13 protein-coding genes are annotated in these 13499 nt (G+C 37.6%); 2 read left to right on the top strand and 11 right to left on the bottom strand.

Annotated elements, in window-relative coordinates:
- Positions 1 to 15: 15 nt before the first annotated feature.
- From IW16_RS25825 to IW16_RS25830, 5 genes are all read right to left on the bottom strand, one after another.
- A complete protein-coding gene (locus tag IW16_RS25825) occupies positions 16 to 630 on the bottom strand; it encodes a hypothetical protein (protein WP_051890484.1) in 615 nt (204 codons plus the stop codon).
- Between the two features lie 292 nt (positions 631 to 922).
- Positions 923 to 1105 (bottom strand): hypothetical protein, encoded by a 183-nt coding sequence (locus IW16_RS19090; protein WP_034748184.1) that lies wholly within the window; start codon positions 1103 to 1105, stop codon positions 923 to 925.
- Between the two features lie 385 nt (positions 1106 to 1490).
- Positions 1491 to 2999 (bottom strand): hypothetical protein, encoded by a 1509-nt coding sequence (locus IW16_RS19095; RefSeq protein ID WP_131327936.1) that lies wholly within the window; start codon positions 2997 to 2999, stop codon positions 1491 to 1493.
- Positions 2986 to 4236, bottom strand: coding sequence for a hypothetical protein (locus tag IW16_RS19100; protein ID WP_034748190.1), 1251 nt, complete (start codon positions 4234 to 4236; stop codon positions 2986 to 2988). Before IW16_RS19100 ends, IW16_RS19095 begins: the two co-directional genes overlap by 14 nt.
- Positions 4237 to 4281: 45 nt before the next feature.
- Entirely contained in the window at positions 4282 to 4896 is a 615-nt protein-coding gene (locus IW16_RS25830) for a hypothetical protein (RefSeq protein WP_051890486.1), read from the bottom strand.
- Between the two features lie 419 nt (positions 4897 to 5315).
- Between IW16_RS25830 and IW16_RS19110 the strand changes: the two genes are divergently transcribed.
- Together IW16_RS19110 and IW16_RS19115 are read left to right on the top strand one after the other, a co-directional pair.
- Complete coding sequence (locus IW16_RS19110; protein ID WP_034748194.1) at positions 5316 to 6203, top strand: DUF72 domain-containing protein; 888 nt, start codon at positions 5316 to 5318, stop codon at positions 6201 to 6203.
- A 386-nt stretch (positions 6204 to 6589) separates the two neighbouring features.
- Positions 6590 to 6823: a hypothetical protein gene (locus IW16_RS19115; RefSeq protein WP_034748528.1), complete on the top strand. Its 234-nt coding sequence runs from the start codon at positions 6590 to 6592 to the stop codon at positions 6821 to 6823.
- A 56-nt stretch (positions 6824 to 6879) separates the two neighbouring features.
- Here the strand turns inward: IW16_RS19115 and IW16_RS19120 are convergent, their stop codons facing one another.
- The 6 genes from IW16_RS19120 to IW16_RS19145 all read right to left on the bottom strand — a co-directional run bounded on the left by IW16_RS19120 (position 6880) and on the right by IW16_RS19145 (position 13389).
- Entirely contained in the window at positions 6880 to 7473 is a 594-nt protein-coding gene (locus tag IW16_RS19120) for a hypothetical protein (protein ID WP_051890487.1), read from the bottom strand.
- Positions 7474 to 7511: 38 nt separating this feature from the next.
- Positions 7512 to 8156 (bottom strand): HD domain-containing protein, encoded by a 645-nt coding sequence (locus tag IW16_RS19125; protein ID WP_034748197.1) that lies wholly within the window; start codon positions 8154 to 8156, stop codon positions 7512 to 7514.
- Positions 8153 to 8998: an alpha/beta hydrolase family protein gene (locus IW16_RS19130; protein WP_034748200.1), complete on the bottom strand. Its 846-nt coding sequence runs from the start codon at positions 8996 to 8998 to the stop codon at positions 8153 to 8155. The genes IW16_RS19125 and IW16_RS19130 overlap by 4 nt, the downstream gene beginning before the upstream one ends.
- 89 nt (positions 8999 to 9087) lie before the next feature.
- Positions 9088 to 9978: a ribokinase gene (locus IW16_RS19135; protein WP_034748203.1), complete on the bottom strand. Its 891-nt coding sequence runs from the start codon at positions 9976 to 9978 to the stop codon at positions 9088 to 9090.
- 65 nt (positions 9979 to 10043) lie between these two features.
- On the bottom strand, positions 10044 to 10679 hold the full coding sequence (locus tag IW16_RS19140; protein WP_034748205.1) for a DUF4241 domain-containing protein: 636 nt from the start codon (positions 10677 to 10679) through the stop codon (positions 10044 to 10046).
- Between the two features lie 94 nt (positions 10680 to 10773).
- Positions 10774 to 13389 (bottom strand): valine--tRNA ligase, encoded by a 2616-nt coding sequence (locus IW16_RS19145; protein ID WP_034748207.1) that lies wholly within the window; start codon positions 13387 to 13389, stop codon positions 10774 to 10776.
- Positions 13390 to 13499: the final 110 nt, after the last annotated feature.

The raw sequence follows: 13499 nt of genomic DNA on the forward strand, positions 1-13499 counted from the left end.
GAAAACCTGTTGTTTTTACTTCACTACAAAAACAACATTCATGTAGGTAGGAGCTCCCTTATCTGCGGTGCTCAGCACTTCATAGCTCATCTTCCCATCGGCATCGATGGTCACATTACTGAAAACAGTATGATCATACCAGGTTATATAATATTCGAGTGCGCCGGCTGCATAGACAGGAATACTTACGGGAGCTCCTGTACTGCTTGCCATTGGACTTGAAAACTGACTGCTATAATTCGTATATAAATCGATGCTTCCTGAGGTAACGCTTGTATCAATAGGTATCGACGGAGAATAGAAAAACTTTGGTGCATTCATCATTAACGGTTCCCATTTGTCGGCAGCATCTTTCCAATACCAGTATCCTGGTCCTGTAATGTCTTTTACTGCTTGTGTAGAAGCTGAAGTACTGTAAACCAGTGTTCCTGATTTGAGTCCTGTGGTGTTCATTTTTTCTATCTGATCTCCACTAAGCTGAGGGAAAGCTATTCCTGCTTTTGATCCTGAAACATATCCGGAAGGAAGAGCGACATCCAATGTTGCCTGCGGATCAGGGGTGTGGAGTCCAACTTGTGCGAGACAAAATCCGGAAATCAGAAGAAGAAGGGGTGTAATTATTTTTTTCATTATTATAGGGTATTAATAGAACAAAAAGAGAGAAATACAATAATCTAGATGTATATTTTTCACATAACCTCTCGTGCTTTTAAGGGACTACAAAATTATTCTGAAATAACTGATAAGACAAGACAAAGGCTGTTAATATTCGCGAATACTAACAGCCTAAAGCTACATTTAAAATATTGATAAACAAATAATTAAATAAAATAACTCCAAAAGAAAAAAGAAGAATTATTCATATTGTTCTCTCATAGTTTTCTTAACATATTTCCCTTTTCAGAAAATCCAGATCAGTGAATCAGCATTCAATTTTCGCATCATTTCTTCGGTAATGTAAAAAACAGAATCCTGCAGATAACATATCATTCATTTGAACATGCTGCTTGATCAATCTAAGAAAATCATGAAAATCAAGATCAATCAGACGTTCAGTCAGCCTCAGGTAGAGAAATTCATCTTCTCTGGCTAAATACCATTTCATAAGTCTTTCCAATTGGCATAACTAGTTCACAATGAGTAAATTGCCAATGCAAAGGCTGTCATTATTCGGAATACAGATAGTTTTTTGATAAAACAGACAAGATCAAAGATAGGGAAGAAAAAGACTAACAATCAATACATCAAGCTCTTAACCATCTTCAGGAATCTTTAACCCCTGGGTTAACGGTCTTCAGGAACTTATACACCCCTCGAGGCGGTTATAGAAATGGGTGCAGGTACTTAGAACGGGTTAAGTGCATTTTTAAATCCCTAAGACGACTTTGAAAGAAGGTAGCAGATTAATGTAAAACCAATAATGACTGCAAGAAAAACTTGCAGTCATTATTAAAAATCTAATTCTGTCAGAATACCTATTGTGAGGTTACCTAATAATTTCTTATAGGTAATCCTGGGTTGATCATACTCGGAATACAGCTTCCGACGATGACACTTTCTTCAAGTGTACAACTTTCGTCCGGTCCGGCTGTAGAATAGACTACTTTAAGATGATAAGTCCCCAATCCGTAAGATCTCATATCCAGTGACTCTCCTGTAGAAATAATACCGGTATGTGCAGGATCATTCAGTTTGGTCCATTCATATTTTACAGTAGGATTTCCAAAAAAACCTGCTGAACTTAATGTATATGAAGCAGGATCTGCATTATTGAATTGGGTACAACTCCAGTTCTGCCCCGCAAAACCGGAAAAAACTCCGGGATCATATGCTGAGAAACTGATATTGTCATTATTACCCAGATCACTTGATTTGGAACCGAAATGTAATGGGATTCCAGACGAATTAATATCCTTTATATTCGCAAAATCAAAATTCGTCGCTCCTGCCATCACATTAAGCAATGCTTTAGCACCTGGTACTGAACTTACCATCTCCAGTTTGTAGCAAGAGCTTCCGTTGGCGTATAGCTTATCGGTTATTTTTTGAATTTTACCAGCCTGTAAAGTATATTTTTTAGCACCGGTTAAAACCAATTCCTTGATTTCATTACCACCGTTTAGTTTCCCATTTCCTTTGAATATTACATTATTATAATAAACGCTGCCCGTCTGACTTCCCTCAAGAGTTCCTTCCAATCCAGGCTTTTCAAAACTTATATTATAATAATGCTGTCCTGAATATGCTTTCAGTTTAGGAGATCCTGTAACACCGGTAAAATGAATATGCGAAGTACCTGCATCCAGTGTCATATTAGAAGAAGCAGCCTCAAAATCACCTTCATTCAAAGGACCTGTAATATAAACATCTGAACTGCCCAATTTCAGGACTCTTGCTTTACTTCCTGTATCACCCGAATAATTTTTCATAGAAACTTTATGATTAAGGGTTGCCAAAGTACCCGCTGAATGGGTAATCGTGCTGGAAACAGATAGATCATCCATTAAACTGACCGAAGTTTCTTCCTCAAAAAATACGCTGCCATTTACCGGAACTCCATTGCTCTTAACTGTCTTAGGAGCATTATTGTTCCGATAATATATATACACTGCACTAACCGACATTCCTGTCTGCCATTCGGAAGATCCGTAAATATTTATCGGATTGGTTGTACTATTCAGAAAAGGAGCTGTTCCACTTCCGGAAAATGTAATATTGTGCATATAGGCAGAACTATTTACCGTAACGGTTTTTCCTGATGAGGTAAAACCCGAATCCGCATTGAAATAAACATCATCTAAAGGTCCCGGGACGCAGTATCCTCCTGTTCCACCACTCGTTGAAGACCAATGAGCCCTGTCATTCCAGTTTCCATTTCCACCTACCCAATATAAGGTTTTACCAGTTACGGCAGGAAATACCCATCCTGCATTATTTCCACTGTCAAGAGATTCCAGGGCCTTAAATACAGCTCCTCCCGAAGCTTTAATATCCTGCAAAAAAACCTGATGCAGCCACAAGATTCGCCGGTGTACCTGCTGTGGAAGAACTGATCGTGATCTTCTCCCCACAGTCAGGAATATGAGCTGACAGTTTACCTGTTATTGTCTGTGTGGAACTCGATGCTAAACTGTACGTCTTGCCTTCTGACAGAATCAGTTCTTTGATCTCATTATCCTTGATCAGTTTTCCATTCCCGTTCATCGTTATACGGTTATAATAAACCTTACCACTCTGAACATACCCCAGATTACCTTCCAGTTCCGCCTTTTCGAAACTTATATTATAATAATGCTGACCGGCATAAGGCTTGACTTTAGGATACCCAAGGACACCTGTAAAGCGGATATGAGACGTCCCCGCATTCAATGTTAAATAAGAAGAGTCAGCGGAAAAATCTCCATCATACATTGTACCTGTAATATAGAAATCTGAACTTCCAAGATTCAATGTTCTGGGTTTGCTTCCTGTATCACCCGAATAATTTTTCATAGAAACTTTATGATTAAGGGTTGCCAAAGTACCCGCTGAATGGGTAATCGTGCTGGAAACAGATAGATCATCCATTAAACTGACCGAAGTTTCTTCCTCAAAAAATACGCTGCCATTTACCGGAACTCCATTGCTCTTAACCGTTCTGGGTTTACCTCCCGTATTCCCGGCATAACTTCTTACAGATACCTTGTGATTATTTGTATTGAAAGTACCCGCCATATGGTTCAATCTTCCGGCAGCTGAAAAATCATCGAGCAGGCTGATCGATGTTTCATCTTCAAAATAAACGTCATCATTTCCTGTAATGGGAACCCCATTACTTTTGATAGTTTTGGCAATATTGGCATTCCGATAATACAGATACACACTGTTGACCGTCATTCCGCTCTGCCATTCGGATGAACCGTAAATATTAATCGGATTGGCAGTACTCGCACTATTTAAAACAGGGGCTACTGCACTTCCTGAAAAAGTAATATTCCGCATATTGGCTGGAACGTTAACCGTAACTGTTTTGCTTGATGCTGTAAATCCGGAATTGGCATCAAAATATACATCATCTGTAAGACCAGGCACTACGAATGGTATTCCGGAGCCCCCTGAAGACGTTCTCCAATGGTTGATATCACTCCAGTTTCCACTTCCTCCTACCCAATAATAATTGGCAGCAAATCCTTTTACCGAACATAAAAAGAAAAAAAGGAAGAGAAAATATTTAAAATTTTGTTTTTGTTTTATCATAATTCTCAATCCATTAATTAATGTAATCTATTATTTAACAGATACTTATTTCACAACAAAAACAACATTCATATACGTCGGCTTACTCTTATCAGCTGTACTCAGAACACTATAGGAAAGTTTTCCTCCTGCGTCAATAGCTACATTTTCAAAGATGGTACTGTCATACCAGGTCACATAATATTCCAAAGCATTAGATGCATAGATGGGAATACTTCCTGACGCACCGGTACTACTGGCCATTGGTGTCGAAAACTGCCCGGTGTAGTTCGTATACAAGTCTATCGTTCCTGAGGAAACTGCTGTATTGATGGGAATGGAAGGAGAATAAAAGAATTTGGGAGCATTCACCAGTACAGGTTCCCATTTATCGGTGGCATCTTTCCAGTACCAGTATCCTATTCCTGTAATATCTTTAACCGAAGCAGTAGATGCCGAAGTACTGTAGACCAGGGTTCCGGATCTCAGCCCAGTAGTATTTATAGACTCTATATCATTTCCGGACAGTTGAGGGAAAGCAATCCCTGCCTTCGTTCCAGAAGTATACCCCGCAGGCAGGGTAACATCCAGAGTAGCCTGTGGGTTTGTAGTGTTCACACCAACCTGGGCAAACGCCAGACCAGATAACAAGAAAAAAATTGGAATAACTTTTCGTTTCATTAAATATTTTTTTAAAATGTTTTTCAGATAAAAAGAAATGGCATCAAATAGCTATTTCGGAATTCATAAAAAAGTATGTGTGTTTTTTCACAAACGGCAAATATATCCTGAAACAGAGGGTTAGACAAGAAAAAGGCTGTCACTATTCGCGAATAATGACAGCCTTTTTAGCATATAAAATGATATTTAAAAAGAATATTTTTCCAGTCTTTTTTATAGAACTAAAAACAATAATCATGATAAACAAAAAATACGTGATACACATTATAAGAAATCAGTGTTTATAAGTAAGATCAACGTTAGCTAATTCACGACCGGTTACTGGTCACCCAGCCTGTACGATCCGGAGTAAAAATCTCAAAACTTATCTGGTTTTGTATTATATTTGTTATACAGTTTAATTCACAAAAACCTTACATATGAAATTCGGACAGGTAGAAGATCCTTCAAAAATAGATTTTACGTTACCAAAAGATCATTCCAGAACCAAAGAAATTTTAAGTCAAAATAAAAAAGGTCTGGAGAATATTTCCATAGGATGTGCTAAATGGAATAAAACTGACCTTAAAGGATTCTATCCAAAAGGAACGAAAGATGAACTGACCTATTATGCCACTCAGTTTAATTCTATTGAACTGAATGCCACCTTTTACGGAATGCCAACCCCTGAACAGGTATCTGTATGGAAAGATAAAACTCCGGCAGATTTTAAATTCTTTCCGAAGATCACCAATACCGTATCTCACTTCAGAAGACTTATCGACGTAACAGAACCCGTGACCCATTTCGCCTCAGCAATCATGAATTTTGATGAAAAACTGGGCATGGCTTTCCTCCAGCTTCATGATAATTTCAAACCCAAAGATTATGACAGGCTGGAAAAATTCGTCAAAGACTGGCCCAAAGAGGTTCCCCTCGCTATAGAACTCCGAAATACAGAATGGTTCACCGATGAAGAAATTTTCAATACAACCTGTGAGCTTTTTGAAAAGAATAACATCACTAATATCATCGTAGATACCGCCGGAAGAAGAGATATGCTTCACATGCGCCTTACTACACCCAACGCATTTATCCGATATGTAGGCGCCAATGCCGAAAGCGATTATGAAAGACTGGATGACTGGATGAAACATCTGACAAAATGGAAAAAAGAAGGGCTTCAAAACGTATATTTCTTTGTTCATCAGAATATTGAAAAAGCTTCGCCGCTTCTTTCCTCCTATTTTATAAAAAAAATGAATGAGGAGTGGAAGACAGACTTGCATATACCGCAAATGGCTGTAGAGAATGGAACATTGTTTTAGGGGTAATCAATATCTATCTACTTTTGGTTAGTGTTTTTTGCTAAACATAATCTTACTTTGATATTTTTTGATACATATAAGGGGTACGAAGGTATTTCCTACATATGTTTTAATGCACAACGATTTTGAATTTTTTTAGCTCCAGCAGATTTAATGTTTTTACATTTTAAAAATTACTAAAGATTACTCCTTTTTAATTCTTATCCTACCGTTCCGGGCTCTTGAATTTGTATTTTGAATTGAAAACAAGATTCTGTTATTCTGTGACAGTTGTTTTTAAGCATAATTGCAAAAAGCGGATTAAAAAGCTGTTTTTATTGAAAAAAAACAGTAATTTAGAGTGTACTGTTCACATAGGGACATGTACGTTTAAAATACAAAATGTCATGGAAAAAGAAATTTGCACAATTAGCATTGCAAGCACCTGGCTCGGTGATGCCTATACTTTTTATGAAGATGAACGAAGAATAAAAAGAGTCTACGATAACCACAGCCTAAACGCCAACCGCACAGAATGGCTGGAACCCCATCAGATTAGTAAACAGATTAAGGATAAATTGGTTAAAAGCTGCCCTGAAGAATTTAAGGAGCAGGTCATGCATATTTTGGATTACCCATAATAGATGAGCAATGAGTAACTTTCAGACTTAGTCTGAGATTACCCATTGCTTATAGTTTAATGCTTATTTTTTCTCAACAACAATACAAGATTCAGGAAAAGCAGAAGAAAGTCAAGCGACACCCAGATTCCAAGTTTCGCATTTTCATAGTTATAACTGTCCACCTGTTTTTTTGCAGTTTCGGAGAGTTTTACACTTTGATTGATATAGTTTTGTACTTCTACAATCTGGTCAATATTCTTATTTGGAACTGCATGCTGAGAAAAATAAACCATATTTTTCTTTCCCAGATACCCTATGATCCAATATTCATCGGATTTATCCATTTTTAGGTATTCCACCCTGTAATATTCGGGACGTATTTTTCCTATGTGTTTAGGCTCCAGATTTCCGTTTTTAGCACTGTCTACTTTGATCAGATAAAAGTCCAGTGTCTGCGGAAGTTTATTAACGACCTGCAGCCCTACCGAATTATCCACGAAGCCTACTGCGCTTTTTTTTATGAACCAATAGGTAAAAGTTGAAATTGAAAATACAACAGTAAGAATACGGAACAGTTTTGCCCATTTTGCCAACCTTCCTGATTTTACTTTAAATAAAATCAAAGAAAGTACACAAGCCCAAAAGATAACAAAAATGATAAATACCATGCTGCAAAGATACTGATTTAAGATTTTTCAGAGGAATGTTAATCCACATTCCACTCTTTATAAAACTGATCAAGGAATCCCAGCATATAATCATGCCTTTCCTGAGCAATCTCCTTCCCTTTCTCGGTATTCATTAGATCTTTCAGAAGCAGAAGTTTTTCATAGAAATGATTAATCGTAGTTCCGTTGGACTTTTTATACTGATCTTTAGACATATTCAGACTTGGCTGAATTTCCGGATCATACATGGGATTATTTTTAAAACCTCCAAAATTAAAAGTTCTTCCGATTCCTATAGCACCAATCGCATCAATACGGTCTGCATCCTGTACGATCTTAAGCTCAACCGGCAGCTCGGCCGGAGCTTCACCTCTGTTTTTAAACGAAATATTTTTGATAATAAACAGAACCTGTTCTATCACATCTTCTGAAACCTGCTGTTCTTCCAAAAAGCCTCTGGCTACTTTGGGAGCTATGGTTTCATCTCCGTTGTGAAACTTTGGATCTGCGATATCATGCAGCAGTGCAGATAATTCCACAACATCGTGGTTACAGTCTTCAGCAGCAGCTATTTTTTTTGACAGTTTCCATACTCTTTCAATATGATACCAGTCATGTCCTGCTTCAGCGCCTTCTAATTTTTCTTTTACAAATTTTACGGTGTTTTCGATCGTACTTTTCATTTATCTGTCAATTCGTTTAAAATAATATTCCAGAGTTTTTTATTATAACTTCTAAAAAAATTGATGTGTCCGATCTCTTTTTTATCAGATTCAGAGGTTTTCACCAGCCTGTAGGAAGGTTTAAGGTTAGGATAGGTATTATTTAAAAGGCTTAACACCCCTTTTTCAGTAAGCCATACATCATCTTCCGCCCGGATCACAAATACTTTTTGTGTTAAATTTTTAGAATAGTCATCAATTTTCTCCAGCAGTCTGTTGGTTGATTTCCTGTTTAAAATTAAGGTTCTCCAGTCATATGCGCAATTTTTTGGAAGACTTTCTCCCAGTCCAAACCAATTGGCAGGAAAATAGCCTAATAATCCGGTAGTTAACGGCTGAACAATTCCAAACCCAAGATAGGCTTCGATCTTAGTTTTGAGTTTCAGGTTTCCTACGAATGCATTTTGGGTCCCCACAAAGATGAATTCATCAAACATGGTAGAATCCTCATTCATTCCGAGGATTAATGCGCCTACCGAATGGCCCAGACAGTACTTCTTATACGCTGAAAATTCGTTTTTAATATACTGAGTAAGCGTTTTGTAGTCCTCCGATCCCCAGATCCTCATCGAGGCTTTAAAACCTTTCATATTTTGAGGTTTTGAAAGTCCGATTCCCCTGTAATCATAAGAAATCACCGTAAATCCCTGTTCCGAAAAAAAACGGGCAAATGAGAAATAGACCTGTTGTTTCACTCCTGTTGCCGAATTGATCAGAAGCAGTTTTCCATTGCTTTTATCAGGTCTGAAAAGGTGAACAGAAAGTGATATGCGGTCGTTTGTAATGAGTTCCAGTTTTTCCATAGGGTAAAAGAAAAAATCCACTATAAAAGTGGAGATTTTACTTATATTTTTATGTTAAGTTTCTAACTTTCGATATGTGGTAAATAGTTTTAAGAAAGGAAGTCGGACATTCTTGGAAGTCCTGTCTGTGAGCCCTTCCCACCTGAAACCCTTGAAGAGACCTCATTTCCGAATTTCACACAATCCTCGATCGTATTTCCATGACAGAGTGCTACGGCAAATCCTGACATAAAAGCATCTCCCATTCCCATTTTGTAAACGGTTTCATCTCTATCATTTCTGTAATACTTCATTTCCGTACCGTCAAAATAGATGGTAGAATTGGTATCATCCCGTACAAAAACTTTATTAAAATACTTTTTAAGAATTTCTTCTCTTTTCTCTTCTCCAAAAACAGTATGCAGCTCACTGCTTTTTGCTACAATAAAATCTACGTTTTCAATAATCCCTTCGCTTACCTTCATAGCCGGTGAAGCGTAAAGTCCTACTTTTTTACCGTATTTCTTGGCTTTTCTTATGGTATATTCCACGACTTCTATTGCGACTTCAAGCTGAACGAGAATCAGATCTACTGTATGAAAATAGCGGTCTGCTTCTTCAATATGTTGTATACTAAGACATTTATTAGCTGCCGGGACTACTACAATAGCTGCATTTCCATGGCTGGTGGTTACATAGGCTGTACCTGTAGATTCTGTATCGGTCTCATGAACAAAGCCTACATTGACATTTTCACCCACCAGATTTCTCATGATCTGCTGACCAAGAGGATCCATTCCTACGCATCCGATAAAATATACACTGGCTCCCAGTCTTGCAGTTCCTACGGCCTGATTGGCTCCTTTTCCTCCAAAATAGCTGTCTGAATTTACGGCCATAACCGTTTCATTCGTTTGCGGAATTTTTTCGGTTTCTAAAACCAGATCAATTGAAGAGCTTCCTACAACAATAATTTTGGGTTGTTCTGATGAGAAATTCATTGGTGTTTTGTGTTAGCTTAATATAATATTTTTAGAAAACTAGGTTTCAAAAATAACTAATTTAATTAACTTATTTCAATAAATTCAGTAATTATCTTAACGGGCTGATGATCTTTATCATATGCAATATAACTTGCATAAAAACCTTCCCCATATCCTGTTTCAAAAGCGAAAATAGTTCCGGGATGTTCATCTGCCGGTTTCAGGAATGCATATTGATCTATTGCTCCTTTTTCATCAAAGAAATACTCATGGAAAAATTCTTCATAAATCCCCATAAAGTCGGCTCCTTTGCTGTGATACAGTCTCTTTTCAAGTTCATTAAGACTGTTTTGGGTATCTGCATCCATCAGACATCCCATCCCGCTTTCCACAGGATACCCGAAGACTTCCTCTTCAGCAAGGTCTTTCACATTTTGTCCTGCAGTCACTGCCATTTCCCATTCGGATACCGCTGTATTGCTGAAAATAATTTCTGCATACGCGACACAGTTGCTTTCTCTTTCTTTATGCAGTAAAACAGAAAAATTCCCTTTCGGAAATTCTGTAGTGAAAGGCTGCATATCATTGGTGATCACAGGATCACAAGCCACCAACTTTCCACTTGAAAGATAGATCTTCCCCACTTCAAAACTTTCCAATAAAGGATTCTCTACGAAGTTTTTTGAGAATAGTTTTTTTATGTTTTCTAGGTGTGTCATTTATTCTTAATTATTTAAAGTGTCAGGCTGAGCACAGATTTCCTCTATGTACTCAGCCCGACATTCCGACAAACTTAATGTCTGTCTTTTAAATTTACAAACTCTTCAGCTTCTCTTCTAAAATAGCAATTTTGTCCTGTGCATCTTTTTGTTTCTGACGCTCTACCTCAACAATTTCAGGTTTAGCATTAGCTACAAATTTCTCATTGGAAAGTTTCTTGTCCACAGAAATAAGGAATCCCTTTAAGTAAGCCACTTCTTCTTCTGTTTTCTTTTTTTCTTCTCCTAAATCTAAATTTTCGCTTAAAGGAATAGATACTTCAGTCGCTCCCACTAAGAACGTAAAGCTCGGCTTATCTGTTTTTTCACCAAAGTGAATTTCAGAAACATTAGCCAGTTTTCTGATGACAGCTTCATTTTCAAAACGGGAAGCATTGGTGTAAACTTCAGCCACTTCTCTTGGAGAAATACCTTTGGTCTGACGGTAATTTCTGATTCCGGAAATGATGTCTTCAGCAGTTTCGAAGTTTTTAATGATATCTTCGTTAAATGCTTCTGCTTTTTTCTGCTGAGCAATAACCAAAGCTTCGTCTGTATTTCTTTCAGAAATTAACTGCCAAATCTCTTCTGACTGGAACGGCATAAACGGATGCAGAAGTTTCATCAACTCTTCAAAGAAAATGATCGTCCTGTCATAAACCTCTTTAGAAATTCCTTCTCCGTAATTAGGCTTGATTGCTTCAAGATACCATCCGCAGAAATCGTCCCAGATCAGTTTATAGATCAAATGCAGGGCATCAGAAATTCTGAATTTCTCGAATTGCTGATCGATCTCGCCGATTGTTTTATTTAATTTATGTTCAAACCATTCAATTGCATTTTTATCTGAATCATTCAATGGTTTGTCTTCATGATTCCACATATTGATCAAACGGAAAGCACTCCATATTTTGGTCATGAAATTTCTTCCCTGAACCATCAGGTCTTCGTCAAACAATAAATCATTTCCTGCCGGTGCACTTAATAAGCTGCCTACCCGTACACCATCTGCACCATATTTAGAAATCAGATCTAAAGGATCCGGTGAATTTCCTAATTGTTTGGACATCTTTCTTCTTTGCTTATCTCTTACAATACCTGTGAAATAAACATTTTTGAATGGAACTTCTTTTCTGTATTCCAATCCGGCCATGATCATTCTGGCTACCCAGAAGAAAATAATATCGGGACCTGTTACCAGATCTGAAGTCGGATAATAATAGTTGATATCTTTATTTTCAGGATCAAGCAATCCGTCGAAAACCGACATTGGCCACAACCATGATGAGAACCACGTATCGAGAGCATCTTCATCCTGTTTTAAGTCAGAGATTTCGAGATTAGGGTTTCCTGTTTTTTCTTTAGCCAAGACTATGGCATCTTCGATGTTTTCTGCAACGACAAAATCATTTTCTCCTTCTCCATAGTAGAATGCAGGAATCTGCTGTCCCCACCAAAGCTGACGGGAAATATTCCAGTCACGGATGTTTTCCATCCAGTGTTTGTAGGTATTCTTAAATTTCTCCGGATAGAATTTAACCTCATCATCCATTACCACATCCAAAGCAGGCTTAGCAATTTCAGACATTTTCAGGAACCACTGAACGGAAACTTTAGGTTCGATAACAGCTCCTGTTCTTTCGGATGTTCCTACTTTATTAACGTAATCTTCTGCTTTTAACAAAAGATCTTTTTCTTCTAATTCTTTTGCGATCTGCTTTCTTACGTCAAATCTGTTTTTACCGGCATAATGTAAACCATGCTCATTAAGATTTCCGTCATCATCTAAAGCATCAATCATTTTCAATTGGTGTTTCTGTCCGATTTCGTAGTCATTGATATCATGGGCAGGTGTAATTTTCAATGCTCCGGTTCCAAATTCAATATCTACATATTCGTCCTCAATGATCGGGATCACTCTGTTTACGATCGGTACAATTACATTTTTACCTTTCAGGTGAGCGTATCTTTCGTCATTCGGATTGATACATACAGCAGTATCCCCGAAAATGGTCTCTGGACGTGTAGTAGCGACAGAAAGAAATTCTTCTGTCCCTTCTATTTTATATTTCAGGAAATATAATTTTCCGTTTTGTTCTTTAAATATTACCTCTTCATCGGAGATATTGGTTTTTGCTTCCGGATCCCAGTTGACCATTCTGTACCCTCTGTAAATTAATCCTTTATTGTATAGATCTACAAAGCTTTTGATCACCTGCTGAGACATTTTATCTTCCAAAGTGAAACGTGTTCTGTCCCAATCACAAGAGCAACCCAGTTTTTTTAACTGCTCAAGAATGGTTCCGCCGTATTTATCGGTCCAGTCCCAGGCATGTTTTAAGAATTCTTCACGGGTAATATCTGATTTACTGACCCCTTCTGACTTCAGTTTAGCAACAACTTTGGCTTCAGTGGCAATTGAAGCGTGATCTGTGCCCGGAATCCAGCAGGCATTGAAGCCCTGCATTCTTGCACGGCGGACGAGAACATCTTGAATGGTATTGTTCAGCATATGTCCCATGTGTAATATCCCCGTTACGTTTGGCGGAGGAATTACCACAGTATATGGTGGTTTCTCATTAGGTTCTGAATGGAAATATTTGTTTTCCATCCAGAAGTTGTACCATTTCTGTTCAGTTTCCTGTGGATTGTACTTTTCTGAAATCTGCATAAAATTCTATTTCTTTTGCTTACAATTTGCAAAAATAGTCTAAAGAAAAAAAATTTTAAGTATGAATTAAAATAATTTTTAACTTTGTTTCTCAAAATTTATCTAACAAA

The organism is Chryseobacterium vrystaatense, assembly GCF_000737765.1.
Lineage (GTDB): Bacteria > Bacteroidota > Bacteroidia > Flavobacteriales > Weeksellaceae > Chryseobacterium > Chryseobacterium vrystaatense.